Source organism: Pseudomonas siliginis (assembly GCF_019145195.1).
Taxonomy (GTDB): Bacteria; Pseudomonadota; Gammaproteobacteria; order Pseudomonadales; family Pseudomonadaceae; genus Aquipseudomonas; species Aquipseudomonas siliginis.
The window spans coordinates 233,726-251,472 of sequence record NZ_JAHSTW010000004.1 but is presented as its reverse complement, the minus strand read 5'-3'; the positions used below and the strand labels follow the sequence as shown (position 1 = coordinate 251,472).

Annotated in this window: 23 protein-coding genes; 6 read left to right on the top strand and 17 right to left on the bottom strand. The window is 61.1% G+C overall.

Features of this window, described 5'->3' with window-relative positions:
• Positions 1 to 17 precede the first annotated feature (17 nt).
• The gene (locus KVG87_RS10770; protein WP_056783861.1) at positions 18 to 1,016 is read left to right on the top strand and encodes a sulfate ABC transporter substrate-binding protein; all 999 of its coding nucleotides are present in this window, start codon (positions 18 to 20) and stop codon (positions 1,014 to 1,016) included.
• A 167-nt stretch (positions 1,017 to 1,183) separates the two neighbouring features.
• On the top strand, positions 1,184 to 2,383 hold the full coding sequence (locus tag KVG87_RS10765) for an MFS transporter (protein WP_217850662.1): 1,200 nt from the start codon (positions 1,184 to 1,186) through the stop codon (positions 2,381 to 2,383).
• Positions 2,384 to 2,495: 112 nt separating this feature from the next.
• On the opposite strand, the gene KVG87_RS10760 is transcribed toward KVG87_RS10765, so the two are convergent.
• Both KVG87_RS10760 and KVG87_RS10755 read right to left on the bottom strand, forming a co-directional pair.
• A complete protein-coding gene (locus tag KVG87_RS10760; RefSeq protein WP_016771035.1) occupies positions 2,496 to 2,900 on the bottom strand; it encodes a type II toxin-antitoxin system HicB family antitoxin in 405 nt (134 codons plus the stop codon).
• Complete coding sequence (locus tag KVG87_RS10755; RefSeq protein ID WP_076566640.1) at positions 2,900 to 3,112, bottom strand: type II toxin-antitoxin system HicA family toxin; 213 nt, start codon at positions 3,110 to 3,112, stop codon at positions 2,900 to 2,902. Before KVG87_RS10755 ends, KVG87_RS10760 begins: the two co-directional genes overlap by 1 nt.
• Positions 3,113 to 3,295: 183 nt before the next feature.
• On the opposite strand from KVG87_RS10755, the gene KVG87_RS10750 reads away from it, so the two are divergent.
• Positions 3,296 to 3,763 carry a helix-turn-helix domain-containing protein gene (locus KVG87_RS10750; RefSeq protein ID WP_217850660.1) on the top strand — a complete coding sequence of 156 codons (468 nt, stop codon included), beginning with the start codon at positions 3,296 to 3,298 and terminating at the stop codon, positions 3,761 to 3,763.
• Positions 3,760 to 4,335 carry a VapC50 family PIN domain-containing toxin gene (locus tag KVG87_RS10745; RefSeq protein WP_217850658.1) on the top strand — a complete coding sequence of 192 codons (576 nt, stop codon included), beginning with the start codon at positions 3,760 to 3,762 and terminating at the stop codon, positions 4,333 to 4,335. Before KVG87_RS10750 ends, KVG87_RS10745 begins: the two co-directional genes overlap by 4 nt.
• A gap of 45 nt (positions 4,336 to 4,380) precedes the next feature.
• On the opposite strand, the gene KVG87_RS10740 is transcribed toward KVG87_RS10745, so the two are convergent.
• From KVG87_RS10740 to ccmA, 10 genes are all read right to left on the bottom strand, one after another.
• Positions 4,381 to 4,785, bottom strand: coding sequence for a hypothetical protein (locus tag KVG87_RS10740; protein WP_217850655.1), 405 nt, complete (start codon positions 4,783 to 4,785; stop codon positions 4,381 to 4,383).
• A 25-nt stretch (positions 4,786 to 4,810) separates the two neighbouring features.
• Entirely contained in the window at positions 4,811 to 6,010 is a 1,200-nt protein-coding gene (gene ccmI, locus KVG87_RS10735; protein ID WP_217850654.1) for a c-type cytochrome biogenesis protein CcmI, read from the bottom strand.
• Positions 6,007 to 6,477: a cytochrome c-type biogenesis protein gene (locus KVG87_RS10730; protein WP_217850653.1), complete on the bottom strand. Its 471-nt coding sequence runs from the start codon at positions 6,475 to 6,477 to the stop codon at positions 6,007 to 6,009. The genes ccmI and KVG87_RS10730 overlap by 4 nt, the downstream gene beginning before the upstream one ends.
• Positions 6,474 to 7,010, bottom strand: coding sequence for a DsbE family thiol:disulfide interchange protein (locus tag KVG87_RS10725; protein WP_024012128.1), 537 nt, complete (start codon positions 7,008 to 7,010; stop codon positions 6,474 to 6,476). The genes KVG87_RS10730 and KVG87_RS10725 overlap by 4 nt, the downstream gene beginning before the upstream one ends.
• Entirely contained in the window at positions 7,007 to 8,995 is a 1,989-nt protein-coding gene (locus KVG87_RS10720) for a heme lyase CcmF/NrfE family subunit (protein WP_056783848.1), read from the bottom strand. Before KVG87_RS10720 ends, KVG87_RS10725 begins: the two co-directional genes overlap by 4 nt.
• A 3-nt stretch (positions 8,996 to 8,998) precedes the next feature.
• On the bottom strand, positions 8,999 to 9,454 hold the full coding sequence (gene ccmE / locus KVG87_RS10715) for a cytochrome c maturation protein CcmE (RefSeq protein WP_016771044.1): 456 nt from the start codon (positions 9,452 to 9,454) through the stop codon (positions 8,999 to 9,001).
• Positions 9,451 to 9,627, bottom strand: a complete 177-nt coding sequence (gene ccmD, locus KVG87_RS10710) for a heme exporter protein CcmD (RefSeq protein WP_016771045.1) — start codon at positions 9,625 to 9,627, stop codon at positions 9,451 to 9,453. The genes ccmE and ccmD overlap by 4 nt, the downstream gene beginning before the upstream one ends.
• Positions 9,624 to 10,379, bottom strand: coding sequence for a heme ABC transporter permease (locus KVG87_RS10705; protein WP_217850652.1), 756 nt, complete (start codon positions 10,377 to 10,379; stop codon positions 9,624 to 9,626). Before KVG87_RS10705 ends, ccmD begins: the two co-directional genes overlap by 4 nt.
• A gap of 97 nt (positions 10,380 to 10,476) precedes the next feature.
• Positions 10,477 to 11,145: a heme exporter protein CcmB gene (ccmB, locus tag KVG87_RS10700; protein WP_039763615.1), complete on the bottom strand. Its 669-nt coding sequence runs from the start codon at positions 11,143 to 11,145 to the stop codon at positions 10,477 to 10,479.
• The gene (gene ccmA / locus KVG87_RS10695) at positions 11,142 to 11,762 is read right to left on the bottom strand and encodes a cytochrome c biogenesis heme-transporting ATPase CcmA (RefSeq protein ID WP_217850651.1); all 621 of its coding nucleotides are present in this window, start codon (positions 11,760 to 11,762) and stop codon (positions 11,142 to 11,144) included. Before ccmA ends, ccmB begins: the two co-directional genes overlap by 4 nt.
• 212 nt (positions 11,763 to 11,974) lie before the next feature.
• Between ccmA and fliK the strand changes: the two genes are divergently transcribed.
• Positions 11,975 to 13,549 (top strand): flagellar hook-length control protein FliK, encoded by a 1,575-nt coding sequence (gene fliK, locus KVG87_RS10690; protein WP_076566628.1) that lies wholly within the window; start codon positions 11,975 to 11,977, stop codon positions 13,547 to 13,549.
• Positions 13,546 to 13,875 (top strand): EscU/YscU/HrcU family type III secretion system export apparatus switch protein, encoded by a 330-nt coding sequence (locus KVG87_RS10685; RefSeq protein WP_016770586.1) that lies wholly within the window; start codon positions 13,546 to 13,548, stop codon positions 13,873 to 13,875. The genes fliK and KVG87_RS10685 overlap by 4 nt, the downstream gene beginning before the upstream one ends.
• A gap of 120 nt (positions 13,876 to 13,995) precedes the next feature.
• On the opposite strand, the gene KVG87_RS10680 is transcribed toward KVG87_RS10685, so the two are convergent.
• The 5 genes from KVG87_RS10680 to motD all read right to left on the bottom strand — a co-directional run bounded on the left by KVG87_RS10680 (position 13,996) and on the right by motD (position 17,735).
• A complete protein-coding gene (locus KVG87_RS10680; RefSeq protein WP_016771049.1) occupies positions 13,996 to 14,391 on the bottom strand; it encodes a DUF2802 domain-containing protein in 396 nt (131 codons plus the stop codon).
• A 1-nt stretch (position 14,392) separates the two neighbouring features.
• On the bottom strand, positions 14,393 to 14,878 hold the full coding sequence (locus KVG87_RS10675) for a chemotaxis protein CheW (RefSeq protein ID WP_016771050.1): 486 nt from the start codon (positions 14,876 to 14,878) through the stop codon (positions 14,393 to 14,395).
• Positions 14,879 to 14,968: 90 nt separating this feature from the next.
• The gene (locus KVG87_RS10670) at positions 14,969 to 15,922 is read right to left on the bottom strand and encodes a CheW domain-containing protein (protein WP_217850650.1); all 954 of its coding nucleotides are present in this window, start codon (positions 15,920 to 15,922) and stop codon (positions 14,969 to 14,971) included.
• 90 nt (positions 15,923 to 16,012) lie between these two features.
• The gene (locus tag KVG87_RS10665) at positions 16,013 to 16,801 is read right to left on the bottom strand and encodes a ParA family protein (RefSeq protein ID WP_024012121.1); all 789 of its coding nucleotides are present in this window, start codon (positions 16,799 to 16,801) and stop codon (positions 16,013 to 16,015) included.
• A 43-nt stretch (positions 16,802 to 16,844) separates the two neighbouring features.
• Positions 16,845 to 17,735, bottom strand: coding sequence for a flagellar motor protein MotD (gene motD, locus KVG87_RS10660; RefSeq protein WP_016771054.1), 891 nt, complete (start codon positions 17,733 to 17,735; stop codon positions 16,845 to 16,847).
• Between the last annotated feature and the right edge of the window lie 12 nt (positions 17,736 to 17,747).

Sequence of the window (17,747 nt, the reverse complement as noted above, 5' to 3'; positions counted from 1 at the left end):
AGAACAAGGAATGCGCAGTGAAAAAACTCTTTGGCGCCTCACTTCTCGCCGCCGGCCTGGCCTTGGCCAACATCGCCCAGGCAGCACCGACGCTGCTCAACGTTTCCTACGACGTGATGCGCGATTTCTACAAGGACTACAACACTGCGTTCCAGAAGCACTGGCAAGCCGAGCACAACGAAAACATCACCGTGCAGATGTCCTTTGGCGGCTCGAGCAAGCAGGCGCGTTCGGTGATCGACGGCCTGCCGGCTGACGTCATCACCATGAACATGGCCACCGACATCAACGCCCTCGCCGACAACGGCAAACTGGTCCCGGACAACTGGGTCACGCGCCTGCCGAACAACAGCGCGCCGTTTACCTCGGCCACGGTGTTCATCGTCCGCAAGGGCAACCCGAAAGCTTTGAAAGACTGGCCCGATCTGCTCAAGGACGGCGTACAGGTGATCGTGCCGAACCCAAAAACCTCGGGTAATGGCCGCTACACCTACCTGTCGGCCTGGGGCTATGTACTGAAAAACGGTGGTGACGAGAACAAGGCCAAGGATTTCGTCGGCAAGCTGTTCAAGCAGGCGCCGGTGCTCGACACCGGTGGCCGCGCGGCCACCACCACGTTCATGACCAACCAGATCGGCGACGTGCTGGTGACCTTTGAAAACGAAGCGGAAATGATCGCTCGCGAGTTCGGTCGCGATCAGTTCGAAGTCATCTACCCGACCGTCTCCGCAGAAGCCGAGCCACCGGTTTCGGTGGTCGATAAAGTCGTCGACAAGAAAGGCTCGCGCGCCGCGGCTGATGAGTATCTGAAGTACCTGTGGTCGCCGGAAGGTCAGGAAATTGCGGCGGCCAACTACCTGCGTCCGCGTGACCCGGCGGTGCTGGCGAAGTACACCGACCGTTTCCCGAAAGTCGACTTCCTTTCGGTGGAGAAGACCTTTGGTGACTGGCGCACGGTGCAGAAAACCCACTTCAATGATGGTGGCGTGTTCGATCAGATTTATAGCGGGCAGTAAGTCTTGATCTGAAAAAATCAAAAGGCGACCCACCGGGTCGCCTTTTTGTTGCGCGGCAATACCGCTCATTACACTGCGTAATAACAGTTATCATCCGAAAACGTCTTCTGCCAGTCCACGTTGTCCATTAGCCTCAGCGCTTTCCTGTGCCCGACCCGAGATCCCCTATGACCACCACTCCTCACGCAATGAGCCGAGGCATGGTCCTGCTGTTCGCGTTCTGCTGCGGCGCCATTGTTGCCAACATCTACTATGCACAACCGATTATTGGCCTGATCGCGCCGGACATCGGCCTCTCCGACACCATGGCCAGTTTCATCGTCTCGCTGACGCAGATCGGCTATGCGTTGGGCCTGTTCTTTCTGGTGCCGCTGGGGGATCTGCTGGAGAACCGTCGGCTGATGATCATCACCACGGTCGTGGCGATCGCCAGTCTGCTTGGCGCCGCGTTCACTGAACAGCCGAACATATTTCTGCTGATCTCGCTGCTGGTCGGTTTCAGCTCGGTGTCGGTGCAGATCCTGATTCCGCTGGCCGCGCATCTGGCGCCGGAAGAGTCCCGTGGTCGCGTGGTGGGCGGGATCATGGGCGGTTTGCTGCTGGGCATTCTGTTGGCGCGACCGGTGTCGAGCGTGGTCGCCGATCACCTCGGCTGGCGCGCCATGTTCATGATCGCCGCAGCATTGATGGCGGCAATCAGCGTGGTGCTGGCACTGACCGTACCCAAGCGCCAGCCGGATCACAGCGCTACTTATGGCCAGTTGATCGGTTCGCTATGGACACTGCTGCGCCAGCAACCGGTGCTGCGTCAGCGGGCGTTTTACCAGGGCTGCATGTTTGCCACGTTCAGCCTGTTCTGGACCGCCGTGCCGCTGGAGCTGGCACGCAACCATGGCCTGTCGCAAAGCGAGATCGCGATCTTCGCTCTGGTGGGCGCCATCGGTGCCATCGCCGCGCCAATCAGCGGCCGCCTCGCTGATGCCGGTCACACACGCATCGCCTCGCTGCTGGCCATGCTGTTCGCCAGCCTGAGCTTTCTCCCCGCCTTCATTCACCCGGCCTACAGCGTCATCGGCCTGGCCGTGACCGGCGTGGTGCTGGACTTCTGCGTGCAGATGAACATGGTCCTCGGCCAACGCGCGGTGTACTCGCTGGACGCGAAAAGTCGTGGCCGTTTGAACGCGCTGTACATGACCAGCATCTTCATCGGCGGCGCCTTCGGCTCCTCGGTGGCCAGTGCGGTGTACGAGCATGGCGGCTGGTTGTGGATCGTGATTGTCGGCAGCGTCTTTCCGTTGCTGGCGTTGTTGCGGTTTTTGAGTGCATCGCAAAACGCTGCGCTGGCGCAGCGAAAAGTCGCGTCCTGACGCGATGTCATAGTGGGAGCGAGCCTGCTCGCGAAGGCGGTGTGTCAGCCACAGATGAGTGCCTGACCTGACGCCTTCGCGAGCAGGCTCGCTCCCACAATTGCGCAGACCCTCAATACCGAACCAGTTTCTCCATCGCCGCATCCGCCAGAAACGAAGAGCGGCTTTTGACGTTATGCTCGCGTACATAGCGATCAATACGCTGAATCACATAGCCGGGCAGCGTAACGTTGACCTTTTCGGTCTTGCCCAGGTACGGCGAGATATCCAGCTCCAGCATGCCCCAGCCCATCTCGGCAAAATCCGGATGATTGCGATGCGCCGCTGCCGAGGTCGGCATCGGAATCGCCTGACCGGCCGCCGCGATCTCCTGCAGCATGAGGTGAGCCACTTCCACGGCCGCGTTGTAGGCCTCCTCGAAGCTGTCCCCGGCCGTGACTGCGCCGGGAATATCGGGGATCTGAATACCGATGGCAGTGTTCTCGTCACCCCACTCTATGCAGATGGGATATTGCATTACGGATCTCCTTCATGACGGGTTGGCGGGCTGAATAACCCCGCGCGCCGCCGAATGCTTTTGACTGTCCCCAGCGGTAAATCCTTTTTCGGATGCGGGACGGCAATCGTGTTCGGGTTGTAACGATGAGTGAAGATGTGATGACTGCCCGCAACCCGATCCAGCGTCCAGCCAGCCTCCTCCAGCTCCTTCATCAATAGCCTGCTCTGCACCAACCGCCTCCTTGGCTTGGCCCATTAAAAGTAACTCTAGAGTTATCTTTACTCAAGCACAGAATGGGACGGGGTGATGGTTGGTAGTTTTACAAAGTATTCCTGAACCAGTTTCGTTTATTGCGAATTTCGTTTGATTCGAATAACGTCCGCGGATCTTCCTTACAATGCTGGAACTGTCTTATGACCACCGCTACTCCATCCGCCATCAATCTGCCCGTCGAACGTGAGGTCAAAGCCGCGATTGAAGGCCAGCGCGCCCTGACCGCATTTCTCGCAAGCGGTTTTGAAACTCAGCGAATCCAGATTTTTGATGAACAGAACGAAGCCCACAGCGTCGAGCTGCCAACATCGGCGTTGCGCTTGCTGAGCGATATCCTCGCGGCGCTGGCGCAGGGCAACGCTGTGAAGGTGGTACCGATCCACGCGGAGCTGACCACGCAGGAAGCTGCCGATCTGCTCAACGTCTCACGTCCGCACATGATCAAACTGCTGGAGCGCGGTGAGATTTCCTACCATAAAACAGGCAAGCACCGACGTGTGCGTTTTGCCGATCTGATGGAATATAAAACCCGGCGAGACACCGCCAGCGAGCAGGCAATGATGCTTCTCGCGGAGCAGGCACAGGCGCTAAGGACAGGATACGAGTGAGGCATTCCTCTTTCACTGCTGTATACGATGCATGCGTTTTATATCCGGCCCCTTTAAGAGATTTCCTGATGTGGCTCGCGTTGTCAGGGCTGTATCGGGCTCGCTGGACTCAGGAAATACACCACGAATGGAAGCGTAACTTATTGAAGAACAGGTCCGACCTGACCCTCGAACAACTCGATCGCACATCGCAATTGATGGACCTGGCCATTCCAGACGCGTGTATCGATGGCTATGAAGACTTGGTGTCAGGCCTGACACTGCCTGATGAGAACGATCGCCATGCTCTAGCGGCCGCAATCCGATGCGGTGCCGATGTAATAGTGACGTTCAACCTGAAAGATTTCCCCACCCGTCACCTCGCGCCATACGGCATTGAAGCTCAGCACCCGGATGAGTTTGTGGAAAACCTTTTCCATCTTGATTCGGCTGCCGTCGTCGCTGCGGCTCAAAGCCAGCGACGGCAATTGAAAACGCCCAATGTGGAGGTGGACAAATATCTTGGCTTTCTCCAACGGCAAGGACTGGTCGAGTCGGTAAAGGCGTTAGGTAACTATCGTGCGATTCTCTGAAAATCAGACGCAAAAAAAACGGCGATCCCAAGATCGCCGTTTCTCTTACTGCCCGAACTTCTTGCCCAACCCCGGCGGGACGCCGTGGATGTTGGTGTCTTCCCACGGGCCGTTGGGGCTGACCGAGCGGCTCCAGCCGTTGTTCCAGCGGTAGTAGGTGCGCTGGCGGTAGAAGGTGTTGGTCTGGCCGTCGAGCACGTAGACGCCGAGCTTCTGGTCCCAGTGGCTGTTGCCGCCCGGTGGCGGGGCGAAGCTGGCCGAGGTGCGGGGCACGGGCTTGGCGGGTTTGGCCGGGATGCTTTTGCCGGGGGTCGGCGAGGTCGACGGGGTTGGGCTCGGTTGCGAGGGCGGGATCGGCGGCAGGCTGGTGGTCGGTTCCGGGCGTTGTACCGCACATGCACTCAAGCCCAGGGCCAGTGTGAGGACTGTGATGCGGGCGATGGTGTGCATGGCGGTGCTTTCCTGTTGGGTCCGGTTATTTGTCCGGGCTGTCGATAGTCAGTTTTTGTGGCGCGGTGGTGCTGCTGGCCACTGGGCCGCTGCGACCGATCCACTCACCGGAGGTCGGTTGACCGGCTCGTGAGATGCGCGCAACCAGTTGGACTTCAGGGAAGTTGGACAGTTTCAACTGCGGCATCATTGCGTCGGCATCGCCCAGTTCGACGGTCACCGGCAGGTCAGCCACGGTCAGGCGTTTGGCCGCCAGCGGCGCCGGTGGGCCAGAAGTGGCGCGGGCGAAGATGAACACGCTGTCGCCCGGTTGCACCTTGCCTTTGAGTTCGCTGGCCAGATCCACGCTGACTTTCAGTAACGCAGCTTTCGGCGCCGGCGCCTGAGCAATCTGGCCACCGCTTGCCTTCAGCCGTTCGGCGGCACGCTCGATGCCGCCTTGCAGCGCAGCGCGAGAGTTGTCATCCGGCGGCAGTTGCGCGAGCAGGCGATTCCAGTAGTCGATGGCCTCCTGATAACGCTCGCCTTCGAACGCAGCGATGCCGAGCAGGCCGAGGCTGGTGACTTCCTTCGGATCGGCCTTCAGCGCTTCGTCGGTCAGTGCCTGAATCTTCTCCGACCACTTTTTACCGTCAGCAAAATACTGCGCCTGCGCCCACTGGCCGAGCAGTTCCGGCTGGCGACCGGCGAGGTTGGCGGCGCGCTCGAACATCTTCGCCGCGTCTGCCGGGCGGTCCTGAGCCATGTAGGTACGGCCGAGGAAATACAGACCTTCAGCGGAATCCGGTTGTGCGGCCACCGCACGTTCCAGACGCTGGGTCATCTCTTCCATCGACTGCGGTGCCTGAGCGAATTCGCGGGTCAGTTCGACCTTGTCGGCGGCGCCGAAATGCAGGTACAGACCGAGGCCCAGCACCGGTACCAGCACGGAGGCCAGCAGCGGCAACGGTTTACCCAGACGCGAAACACGCGGCGCGGCGGCGCCTTCGGTGTCGGCGAGCAGTTCACGCGCAGCTTCCGCGCGGCCGCTGTCCAGTTGCGCGGCGTCGAGCACGCCCTCGGCCTGCTGCGCTTGCAGCTCGGCCACCCGTTCCTGGTACAGCGCGACGTTCAACGCGGTGCGATCTTCTTCCCGCTGGGCGCGGCGTTCGCGCAGTACCGGGATCAGCAGAAAACTCAGGGCGACCAGAAGCAACAGCCCTGCGGCGAGCCAGAAATCAATCATTCTTGGTTTTTATCCAACAGTTGGTCGAGGCGCTGACGTTCTTCGGCAGACAGCGATGACGGCGTTTCGGCGCGTTGCCCGCGACGCCTGCGCACGATCAGCGCGATCACCACGAATCCACCGAGCAGCAGCCCGGCCGGGCCGAACCACAGCAGCGCGGTCTTGGCATTGAGCGCCGGTTTGTAGCGGACGAAATCACCGTAGCGATCGACCATGAAGTCGATGATCTGCTGATTGTCCTTGCCCTCGCCGAGCATGCGGAAAATCTCTTTGCGCAGGTCGGCGGCAATCGGTGCGTTGGAGTCGGCGATGTCCTGGTTCTGGCATTTGGGGCAGCGCAGTTCCTTGGTCAGTTCGCGGAAACGCTCGCGGTCGCCCTCGTTGGCAAATTCGTAGGTGTCGATGGCCGCGTGGGCGACACCTGCCATGCTCAAACCCAGCACCACCGCTGCGAGAAAACGCTTCATGGCTTGGCCTCATCGACCAGCGCCTGATACTTGGCCGCGAGTTTTTCGCGCCAGACCTGCTCGTCGATCACCCCGACGAACTTGTCGCGGATGATGCCTTTGGCGTCGATAAAGAAGGTTTCCGGCGCGCCGTAGACACCAAGATTCAAGCCCAGCGAACCCTCGTCGTCACGAATATCCAGCGCATATGGATTGTGGAATTCCGCCAGCCACTTCAAGGCATCAGCGTTGGTGTCCTTGTAGTTGATGCCGTAGATCACCACGCCGCGCTCGGCGAGTTTGTTCAGCACCGGATGCTCTACGCGGCAAGAAATGCACCAGGTGCCCCAGACATTGACCAGCGCCGGTTTGCCGAGGATGTCGGCCTTGGTCAGCGTCTTGTCACCCTGCACACTCGGCAGGGAAAACTCCGGGAACGGCTTGTCGATCATCGCCGACGGAAGCTCCGCCGGATCCAGATACAGCCCGCGATAAAGAAACACTGCCACCAGCAGAAAAATCGCCAACGGCAACAACATCAACCAACGCCTCATGCCGCCGCTCCCGTCATGCCCAGCGCTTCGCGCACTTTGCTTTTCACCTTGACCCGATAACGCCGATCCAGCGCCGCCAGCAAACCACCCAATCCGGTGAGCAAGCCGCCGAACCAGATCCAGCGCACGAACGGTTTGACGTGTACGCGCACGGCCCAGGCGCCGTTATCCAGCGGTTCACCGAGGGCGACGTAGAGATCGCGGGTGAAACCGGCATCGATGCCGGCTTCGGTCATCACCGAGTTCTGTACGGTGTACAGACGCTTTTCCGGGTGCAGCACGCTGATTTCCTCGCCGTCACGAATGACGCGGATGGTGCCTTTGTCCGAGGTGAAATTCGGCCCTTCGAAATGCTTGGCGCCTTCGAAGACGAACTGATAGCCCGCCAGGTCCATCGACTCGCCCGGCGCCAGACGCAGGTCGCGCTCGGCACTGTTCTGGCTCGACAACACTACGCCCAGCGCGCACACGGCGATGCCCAGGTGAGCGATCTGCATGCCCCAATAGCTGCGGGTCAGCGTCGGCAAACCTTTGATCAGGCCTTTGTGGCGAGTCTTGTCGAACAGATCGCGCACGCCGGCGAGCAACACCCACGCCGCCAGCAGGAACGTCGCGATCACTGCCCAGTTGAAATCGCCATAAGCCACGCCGGCCACCACGGCCAATGCGACGCTGCCGAGCAGCACCGGAGTGAGCATGCTCGCCAGCCATTTCACTGGCGTGTCCTTCCAGCGCACGATCACGCCGATCGCCATGACCAGCATCAGCAACGCCATCAACGGAATGAACAACGCATTGAAGTAAGGCGGGCCGACCGACAGCTTGGCGCCACTGATGGCATCAAGAATCAGCGGATACAAGGTGCCAAGGAGGATCATCGATGCAGCGACAACCAGCACCAGGTTGTTGCCCAGCAGCAAGGTTTCCCGTGACCAAAGATTGAACCCGACCTGGCTTTTCACCACCGGTGCACGCAGCGCAAACAGCGTCAGCGAACCGCCCACCACGAACAGCAGGAAAATCAGGATGAACACGCCGCGCTCAGGATCCGAGGCGAACGCGTGCACCGACGTCAGCACGCCCGAGCGTACGAGGAAGGTGCCGAGCAGGCTCAACGAGAACGCGGCGATCGCCAGCAACACCGTCCAGCTCTTGAACACGCCACGCTTTTCGGTAACGGCCAGCGAGTGAATCAACGCGGTGCCGACCAGCCACGGCATGAACGAGGCGTTTTCCACCGGGTCCCAGAACCACCAGCCGCCCCAGCCGAGTTCGTAATACGCCCACCACGACCCGAGGGTGATGCCGATACCGAGGAAGGCCCAGGCGACGATGGTCCATGGCCGCGACCAGCGCGCCCACGCCGCATCGAGACGCCCGCCGAGCAGCGCGGCGATAGCGAACGCGAACGCTACCGAGAAACCGACGTAACCCATGTACAGCATTGGCGGATGCACGATCAGGCCGATGTCTTGCAGCAACGGGTTGAGGTCGCGACCGTCGGCGGGAATCTGCGGCAGGATCCGCGAAAACGGGTTCGAGGTAAGAATCAGGAACAGCAGGAAACCGGTGCTGATCATGCCCATCACCGCCAGGACGCGGGCGAGCATGACTTGCGGCAACTGCCGGGAGAACACCGAAACGGCGAAGGTCCAGCCGCCGAGGATCAACGCCCACAGCAGCAGGGAACCTTCGTGGGCGCCCCACACCGCGCTGAATTTGTAGTACCACGGCAGCGCGCTGTTGGAGTTCATCGCCACGTAGCCGACCGAGAAATCGTCGGTCATGAACGCATAGGTCAGGCAGCCAAAGGCAAACAGCAGAAAGGCAAACTGGCCCCACGCCGCTGGTTGCGCCAGGCTCATCCACAAGCGGTCGCCGCGCCACGCGCCGAGCATCGGCACCAGCGCTTGGACGAGTGCAAAACACAGCGCGAGGATCATCGCCAGATGGCCCAGCTCAGGAATAAACAGTGCGGCGGCCATCGATCAACCCTCCTTCACAGGCGTCGGCGCGGATTGACCGCTGTCCTTCAGCGCTTTGGTCACTTCCGGCGGCATGTATTTCTCGTCATGCTTGGCCAGCACTTCATCGGCGACCACCACGCCATCGGCGTTGAGCTTGCCGAGGGCGACGATGCCCTGCCCTTCGCGGAACAGATCCGGGAGGATGCCGCGATAGGCGATGGTCACGGATTTGTTGAAGTCGGTGACGACGAATTTGACGTCCAGCGAATCCTTGGAGCGTTGCAGCGAACCGGCCTCGACCATGCCGCCGGCGCGGATGCGCGTGTCCTGCGGCGCTTCGCCGTTGGCGATCTGCGTCGGTGTGTAAAACAGATTGATGTTTTCCTGCAACGCGCTCAGGGCCAGGCCGACAGCAGCGCCCACTCCGACCAGAATCGCCAGAATGATGATCAGACGTTTTTTGCGCAGCGCATTCACTTGCCGTTCTCCCGGCGCAGACGACGCGCCTCTTGTTGCAGATAACGCTTGCGCGCCGCAATCGGCGCCACCACGTTGAGGGCCAGCACCGCCAGGCAGATGCCGTAGGCCGACCAGACATACAGGCCGTGATGGCCCATGGCGAGAAAATCGCCGAATGAAGCAAAACTCATCGCGCCGCCTCCAGACTCTGCTGCACTTCGGTCTTCACCCAACTGGCGCGGGCTTCGCGCTTGAGTACTTCCAGACGCATGCGCAGCAACAGCACGGCGCCGAAGAAGCAGTAGAAACCCAGCACCGTCAGCAGCAGCGGCAGCCACATTTCCGCGGGCATCGCCGGTTTTTCCGTGAGGGTGAAAGTCGCGCCCTGATGCAGGGTGTTCCACCACTCCACCGAGTATTTGATAATCGGAATGTTGATCACACCAACAATTGCCAGCACCCCGCAGGCCTTGGCGGCGCTGTCGCGGTTGCTGATGGCATTGCCCAGCGCGATCACGCCGAAATACAGAAACAGCAGAATCAGCATCGAGGTCAGGCGCGCATCCCAAACCCACCACGAGCCCCAGGTCGGCTTGCCCCAGATGGCCCCGGTGACCAGCGCCACGGCAGTCATCCACGCACCTATCGGTGCGGCGCATTGCAGGGCAACGTCGGCCAGCTTCATTTTCCACACCAGCCCGACCACGCCGCACACCGCGAGCATCACGTAGATCGACTGGGCGAGCATCGCCGCTGGCACGTGGATATAGATGATGCGAAAGCTGTTGCCTTGCTGGTAATCCGGCGGCGCGAACGCCAGGCCCCAGATCACGCCAACGCCGATCAGCAGCAACGCTGCAATGCTCAACCACGGCAGGAACTTGCCGCTGATGCCGTAGAACCACTTGGGCGAGCCGAGCTTGTGAAACCAGGTCCAGTTCATACTGTTTCCATCACGGTTGCCGCTCATCATCGCGAGCTGGCAGAGGGTCATGCCTTTCTTCTGATAGAAGTGGTCAATTTTTGACCAGGCCTCATTATTATTCGCCGACGCTGATCTTCAGGCCAGCGGCTATTGCAAAGGGTGTCAGGGTGATCGCCAGCGCTGTGAGGCTGGCCATCCACAACAGGTATCCGGTCGCCGGCATGCCTTGCAGCGCCGCTTGCAACGCGCCGCTGCCAAGGATCAACACCGGGATGTACAACGGCAGAATCAGCAGCGCCAGCAACAGGCCGCCGCGCTTTAGACCGACGGTCAGCGCTGCGCCGACTGCACCGAGCAGACTCAACACCGGCGTTCCCAGCAGCAACGACAGCAGCAGCACCGGCAGACACGCAGCGGGCAAGCCGAGCATCAACGCCAGCAACGGCGACAGCAGCACCAGTGCCAGACCGGAGAACAGCCAGTGTGCCAGCACCTTGGCCAGGACCAGAAGCGGCAGCGGGTGCGACGAAAGGACCCACTGCTCCAGCGAGCCATCTTCAAAATCACTGCGAAACAATCCGTCCAGCGAAAGCAGGACCGACAACAGCGCCGCCACCCAGACTAACCCCGGGGACAGGTTTTGCAAGACTTGAGTTTCCGGGCCGACGGCCAGCGGGAAAAGGGCAATGACGATGGCAAAGAAAATCAGCGGATTGGCCAGCTCCGCCGGGCGGCGGAACAGCAGTCGCGATTCGCGGGCAAGCAGCAGGCCGAAGACACTCATACCGCCCATTTCCCCAGATCGATGTCGCGATAACCGGCCGGCATGCGGCTCAGGGTGTGGTGGGTGGTCAGCACCACCAGACCGCCGCGTTCGCAGTGGCCGGCCAGATGCTCTTCCAACTGACCGACACCCTGCTTGTCCAGCGCGGTGAAAGGTTCGTCGAGTATCCACAACGGCGGGCTGTCCAGATACAACCGCGCCAGTGCCACACGGCGCTGTTGGCCGGCGGAAAGACTGTGGCAGGGAACGTCTTCGAAACCGCGCAATCCTACCGCTGCCAGCGCCTGCCAGATCGCCTCGCGTTCGGCGGGATGATGCAGGGCGCACAGCCACGACAGGTTTTCTTCGGGAGTGAGCAGATCCTTGATCCCGGCGGCGTGGCCGATCCACAACAGGTTTCGCGCCAGTTCGCTGCGTTGCTCGGTCAGCGGCTGACCGTTGAGCAGCACCTGGCCATCGGTGGGTTGCATCAAACCGGCGAGCAGACGTAAAAGACTGGTCTTGCCGCTGCCGTTGGGGCCGCTGATCTGCACCATGTCGCCACTGGCCAGACGCAATTCGAGGTTTTCGAAAAGCAGCCTGAGATCGCGTTCACACGCCAGGGCAACGGTTTGCATGACAGGACTGGTCAAGGGATCACGGGCCTTATACGGTTCAAGTCGGCTCTGGAGCGGCCGTTAAAGAGATGCAGCATAGATGCTTTGATCGCTCGATCTGGCGAGCTGGATCAAACAATTGCCAGGTTTTTTGAACGAAGCGCACGACGCGCGGCATTATACATGCCGTGCCTTACTCTCAAGAGCGCAATTTCCTCAGGTTGTGTCCGCGTATGACAGGCGAAATGAACATCCTCCCGCTGCCGCCCACCGTGCCGGCGAGCGCTCGCCCGCAGACGGGTGAACTGCTCAAGCTGCTGACGCCGGTCGAAGGCTTGATCGGCGCGGGGCAAAGCGCCAAGGCCGAGGTGTTGTCGCTCAAGCAGGCTGATCAGACCTTTGAATTGCTGCTCAAGGTGACCCTCGACAGCGGCCGTCAGACCACCGTGCAGGCCAGCAGCAACCTGCCGTTGCCACAGGGCACCAACCTGGCGATCACTCAGCCATCGGCCGGCAATCTGGCGATCACCGTACAGCAAGCGATCGCCAGCAGCGTCGCCACCCTGACCCGCATCGATACCGCGCAATTGCCCGCCGGCACCTTGCTGCAAGGCAAAGTCGTGACCTCGCAAGCCCTGCCGCAGACGCCGGGGCAAGCGGCGGTATTTCGCTCGATGGTCACCCTGGTCAACACCGCATTGAGCGGCAGCACCTTGACCGTCGACAGCCCGCAGCCGCTGCGCATCGGCACGTTGTTGTCGGCGCAGGTGCAGGACGCGCAGACCCTTAAATTCGTGCCGCTGAGCAACCGTCAGGAACAACTGGCGGTCAGTCAGCAATTGCTCGGTCAGCAAAGTCGCCAGGGCTCGCTCGATGGTCTGCTGAAGATGTTGCAAAATCTGCCGCCGGCCACTGACCAGACCTCGGCCGATCTGCGCGCGGTGGTCGACAAGTTGCTTGCCAGCCTGCCGGACCTGCAGCAAATGAGCACCGCCAAAGGCGTGGCGCTGGCCTTGGCCAACAGCGGCGCGTTCCTCGAAGCGAAATTGCTCGGCGGACAAAACCCGACTCTCGCCCCGGACATGAAAGCCGACCTGCTCAAGCTGATCGCGCAACTGACTCCGGGCCTGCCGAGCAACACCAATTTCAATGCGATCATCGCCGCCAATACCCTGGCGCAAGCGCTGCCGAGTTTCGTCCGGAACGCCCTCGGCACCCTCGGCCAGGTCAGCGCCAAACCGGTGCCCAGCAGCTTCCCGTTGCCCGAACGACTGCTGGCGAAACTCGAAGGCGACGGCGATCTCGAACAACTGCTGCGCCTCGCCGCCGCTGCGGTGTCGCGTCTGCAAAGCCATCAGTTGTCGAGCCTGGAACAGACCGGCGTCACCGACGATGGCCGCCTGCTCAGCACCTGGCAGCTGGAAATCCCCATGCGCAACCTGCAAGACATCGTGCCGTTGCAGGTCAAATTCCAGCGTGAAGAAGCGCCGGAGCGCGAGCCGCAGCCCCACGAGCGCCGCGATGAGCGCGAAGCCAAACAGCAACTGTGGCGCGTCGATCTGGCCTTCGATCTGGAACCGCTCGGGCCAATGCAGATTCAGGCGCAATTGATCGCCGGCAGCCTGTCCAGTCAGCTGTGGGCCGAGCGTCCGTACACCGCTGACCTGATCGAAAACAATCTGTTTGCCTTGCGCCAGCGCTTGCTCGATTCCGGGCTCAACGTCGGCGACCTCGACTGCCACCACGGCACCCCGCCGCAAGGCAACCAAACCCGCCTCGAACACCGCTGGGTCGACGAAACCGCATGAACGATTCCACTGCCCCACGCCAGGCCATCGCCCTCAAATATGACGGCAACCACGCCCCGACCCTCACCGCCAAGGGCGACGAAGAACTGGCCGAAGAAATCCTGCGTATCGCTCGCGATTACGAAGTGCCGATCTACGAGAACCCTGAACTGGTGCGCCTGCTGGCGCGGATGGAACTGGGCGACAGCATCCCCGAAGAGCTCTATCGCACCATCGCCGAGATCATCGCGTTTGCCTGGAACCTGAAAGGCAAATTCCCCGAGGGACAGGACCCGAACGCGCCGATGGTCGAGAAGGACATCACCGCACGCGGGGATGATTATTGAGGTTTCGAAGACGCCTTCGCGAGCAGGCTCGCTCCCACATTCGACCGTGATCAAATGTGGCAGCGAGCCTGCTCGCGAATAGCGCTTTTGATCTTGCTTGCTGCTTGAAGCCTGAAGCTCCTAGCTGCCCTTGTGCAACTTGCGCATCAACTCTGCCTCAGCCTGGGTCAAGCCGCACGACTGAGTCAGTTCATCGACGCTGGCGCCCATTCCCACCAGTTTCGCCGCCTGGGCGAATGACAGGCTCGACGGGTCGCGTTGTTCCAGTGCAACGATCTTGTCCGGCAACGGGCTCACCACCGCGCGCAACTCGTGCAGGGCTTCGCCCATGCGCACGTTGCCGTTCTGGTAGTCGTCGACGCGTTTGGCCAGTTCCTTGATGCGCTGATCACGCAGCGCATCGCCCTGGGCCTGCTGCGCAGCGATTACTCGCTGCGCCTTGATGTACGAGACGAACATCGCCAGCGTGCCGGCCCAGAACAGGAACAGAACAATTACCGCAACCTCGAGAATCAAATCAGATGCTCTCCAGTTCCGACCATTCTTCTTCGCTCATCATCTTGTCCAGCTCGACCAGAATCAGCAGCTCGTTGTTCTTGTTGCACACGCCCTGAATGAACTTGGCCGATTCTTCGTTACCGACGTTCGGTGCGGTTTCGATTTCCGACTGACGCAGGTAAACCACTTCGGCCACGCTGTCGACCATGATGCCGACGACTTGCTTGTCAGCTTCGATGATGACGATACGGGTGTTGTCGCTGATCTCGCCGCTGTGCAGGCCGAAGCGCTGACGGGTGTCGATCACGGTGACCACGTTGCCGCGCAGGTTGATGATGCCCAGTACGTAGCTCGGTGCACCCGGCACCGGCGCGATCTCGGTGTAGCGCAGCACTTCCTGCACGCGCATCACGTTGATGCCGTAGGTTTCGTTATCCAGTTTGAAGGTCACCCATTGCAGGATCGGATCTTCAGAACCTTTTGCATTCGACGCCTGACTACTCATACCCTGACCCCTCGAAAAAACCGCCCCGGGCGGTGTGTGTTCTGTGTGGTGGCATTGGAAAATGCCATCGCCTGATTGTTATGTCGGCTGCTATGTCGGTTTATGTAGCGGCTTGTTGCCACTCAAGTGCTTTGCCCCGCCGCTGGCGATCAACTCGGCCAGTGCGGATACGTCAAGCAATGCACACATGTGCTCGATCACGGTGCCGGCGAGCCATGGCCGCTGACCCCGGTGACTTCTCCATTTGATTTCATTCGGGTCCAGGCGCAACGAGCGGCTGACCTGATGCACCGCCAGCCCCCACTCGTAACCTTGAACCGAAATCACGTATTGCAGGCCCTGACGGAAGTCATCGCGATAGCGATCCGGCATGACCCAGCGCGCGGTGTCCAGAACTTTCAGGTTGCCAGCCTGGCTCGGCAGAATCCCGAGGAACCACTCCGGCTGGCCAAACAGCGGCGTCAGCTCGTGGCCGGCCAGCGAATAGATCGAGCCGAGGCACACCAGCGGCACCGCCAGGGTCAGCCCGGCAACGTCGAACAGCAAGCATTCGAAGGCTTCGGCAGCCCAGGCCGGACGGCCATTGGGTTCGACCGGTGGCGGCGGGTTGTTCGGCGGCAGGTGCACTTCGACCAGCGGCGGGACCAGCACCTGCGGTTCCGCCACTGGCGGCGCGTGTTCAGGCTCCGGCTCGGGTTCCGGCACGGTCAATAATTGCGTTTGCAGCAGCGGCGCCAGTGTCGACAGCGGCGCGCGCGGTTCGTCGATCAGCGCCACCGGTGCTTTGGCCACGGGGGCAGCAGCAGGCGTGGCAATCGGAGCGACGGATTTCTGCGCGTCACGGGCCTGCTCTTCCAGCACCGCTGCCTGGAACTCGTCCATGGCCTCGGTGCTTTCCACCACTTCAGGCTGCGCCGGTTCGACGACTGGCGGCAGCGCTTCGACCGGCGCAGGCAAGTCCTCGGGCAGGTCGAGCAGCAGGTCTTCCAGATAGGACTGCAAGGCCTGTTGCGGACGTGACGTGAGTTTCACTGGGCGGTTCATCGGTGATCAGCGCCTGACAGGGAAACCGCGTTGTCTGCTTCGCGAGCAGGCTCGCTCCCACAAGGTTCGGGCAAGCAGATCGAAATCATCTCAGGCCACCTGCGGAACAAGTTGCTGCGCGAGCAGGTGCTTGAGCAGCGCGCGGTAGGCCAGCACGCCACGGCTCTTGCCGTCGAATTGCGAAGGCGTGACGCCCGCCCGGCTGGCGTCGCGCAGACGGGTATCGACCGGGATGTAGCCGTGCCAGATGTCGTCGGGAAATTTGTCACGCAGCACACGCAAGGTGCCCATCGACGCCTGCGTGCGACGGTCGAACAAAGTCGGCACGATGCTGAACGGCAACGGCTGTTTGCGCGAGCGATTGATCATCGCCAGGGTGTTGACCATGCGCTCCAGACCTTTCACCGCCAAGTGCTCGGTCTGCACCGGGATCACCAATTGCTGGCTCGCCGCGAGGGCGTTGACCATCAGCACACCGAGCAATGGCGGGCTGTCGATAATTGCGTAATCGAAGTCCTGCCACAATTGCGCCAGACTCTTGGCGATCACCAGGCCCAAGCCACTCTGCCCCGGCGACTGCCGCTCAAGGGTGGCCAGTGCGGTGCTCGATGGCAGCAGGGAAATGCGCTCGTCGCTGGTCGACAACAGCAACTGCCCCGGCAGGCCTTGCGGCACGCTGCCCTTGTGCAGAAACAGATCGTAGTTGCTGTGCTCCAGGCTGTCGGGGTCGTAGCCGAAATAGCTGGTCATCGAGCCGTGCGGGTCGAGATCGACCACAACCACGCGCTTGCCCGCCTCGGCCAGCAACCCGGCTAGAGCGATGGAGGATGTGGTTTTACCGACACCACCCTTTTGATTGGCGACTGCCCAGACTCTCATTCAGTTCGTTCCTCCCGGCCAGATCGGCTGGCCGAGACATGCTTCAGCGTGTTAATGCGGGCGACGGAGAATTGACGGCACTCTCGCGTCCCGGCGTCTTGACCGGGGTCGGTGCAGTTTGTGTGCCAGCGCGCTTCAACGCCGCATCCGGTTGCGCATTGGCGGTTCCGGTGCCCGTCAGGCTGCGGCGCACATCAAGATTGCGCGACACCACCAGTACCACGCGGCGGTTCTTTGCCCGACCTTCCACCGTGGCGTTGTTCGCCACTGGCTGAAATTCGCCGTAGCCCACCGACGCCAGTCGCCCAGGGTTTACGCCCTGCATGGCGAGCATCCGCACGATGCTCGCCGAGCGCGCCGAGGACAGTTCCCAGTTGGTCGGGTACTGCGCGGTGCGGATCGGTTGATCGTCGGTGAAGCCTTCGACGTGGATCGGGTTGTCGAACGGTTTGAGGATCGCCGCGACCTTGTCGATGATGTTGAACGCGATGTCGCTCGGCATGGCGTCGCCGCTGCCAAACAACAGGCTGGAATTGAGCTCGATCTCGACCCACAACTCGTTACCGCGCACGGTCATCTGGTTGGAGCTGATCAAATCACCGAAGGCGGCACTGATGTCATCGGCGATGCTTTTCAGCGGATCGCTGGCCCCGGATATACCGGCGTCGACCTGTTCGGCATCCTTGACCAGCGGCTTGGCCGGGGTCACGGTTTTCGGTCGTTCGTCGCCGATCGGAATCGGTTTGAGCGAGCGGTCGGAGTCGGTAAACACGCCGATCAGCGCTTCGGAAATGACTTTGTATTTGCCTTCGTTGATCGACGAGATCGAGTACATCACCACGAAAAACGCGAACAGCAAAGTGATGAAATCCGCGTAGGACACGAGCCAGCGCTCGTGATTGACGTGTTCTTCCTGGTGGCGACGACGAGCCATGAGGTTATTCCC

What these genes read in the sequence shown, in the direction of transcription:
- KVG87_RS10765 (WP_217850662.1), top strand. Translation starts at nt 1,184, where the DNA reads ATGACCACCACTCCTCACGCAATGAGCCGAGGCATGGTCCTGCTGTTC.
- ccmB (WP_039763615.1), bottom strand. Translation starts at nt 11,145, where the DNA reads ATGAGTGTCTTCGGCCTGCTGCTTGCCCGCGAATCGCGACTGCTGTTC.
- KVG87_RS10685 (WP_016770586.1), top strand. Translation starts at nt 13,546, where the DNA reads ATGAACGATTCCACTGCCCCACGCCAGGCCATCGCCCTCAAATATGAC.
- ccmD (WP_016771045.1), bottom strand. Translation starts at nt 9,627, where the DNA reads ATGAGTTTTGCTTCATTCGGCGATTTTCTCGCCATGGGCCATCACGGC.
- KVG87_RS10720 (WP_056783848.1), bottom strand. Translation starts at nt 8,995, where the DNA reads ATGGCCGCCGCACTGTTTATTCCTGAGCTGGGCCATCTGGCGATGATC.
- KVG87_RS10665 (WP_024012121.1), bottom strand. Translation starts at nt 16,801, where the DNA reads ATGAGAGTCTGGGCAGTCGCCAATCAAAAGGGTGGTGTCGGTAAAACC.
- KVG87_RS10705 (WP_217850652.1), bottom strand. Translation starts at nt 10,379, where the DNA reads ATGAACTGGACCTGGTTTCACAAGCTCGGCTCGCCCAAGTGGTTCTAC.
- KVG87_RS10750 (WP_217850660.1), top strand. Translation starts at nt 3,296, where the DNA reads ATGACCACCGCTACTCCATCCGCCATCAATCTGCCCGTCGAACGTGAG.
- KVG87_RS10725 (WP_024012128.1), bottom strand. Translation starts at nt 7,010, where the DNA reads ATGAGGCGTTGGTTGATGTTGTTGCCGTTGGCGATTTTTCTGCTGGTG.
- ccmA (WP_217850651.1), bottom strand. Translation starts at nt 11,762, where the DNA reads ATGCAAACCGTTGCCCTGGCGTGTGAACGCGATCTCAGGCTGCTTTTC.
- KVG87_RS10675 (WP_016771050.1), bottom strand. Translation starts at nt 14,878, where the DNA reads ATGAGTAGTCAGGCGTCGAATGCAAAAGGTTCTGAAGATCCGATCCTG.
- ccmI (WP_217850654.1), bottom strand. Translation starts at nt 6,010, where the DNA reads ATGATTGATTTCTGGCTCGCCGCAGGGCTGTTGCTTCTGGTCGCCCTG.
- motD (WP_016771054.1), bottom strand. Translation starts at nt 17,735, where the DNA reads ATGGCTCGTCGTCGCCACCAGGAAGAACACGTCAATCACGAGCGCTGG.
- KVG87_RS10670 (WP_217850650.1), bottom strand. Translation starts at nt 15,922, where the DNA reads ATGAACCGCCCAGTGAAACTCACGTCACGTCCGCAACAGGCCTTGCAG.
- KVG87_RS10760 (WP_016771035.1), bottom strand. Translation starts at nt 2,900, where the DNA reads ATGCAATATCCCATCTGCATAGAGTGGGGTGACGAGAACACTGCCATC.
- fliK (WP_076566628.1), top strand. Translation starts at nt 11,975, where the DNA reads ATGACAGGCGAAATGAACATCCTCCCGCTGCCGCCCACCGTGCCGGCG.
- KVG87_RS10740 (WP_217850655.1), bottom strand. Translation starts at nt 4,785, where the DNA reads ATGCACACCATCGCCCGCATCACAGTCCTCACACTGGCCCTGGGCTTG.
- KVG87_RS10730 (WP_217850653.1), bottom strand. Translation starts at nt 6,477, where the DNA reads ATGAAGCGTTTTCTCGCAGCGGTGGTGCTGGGTTTGAGCATGGCAGGT.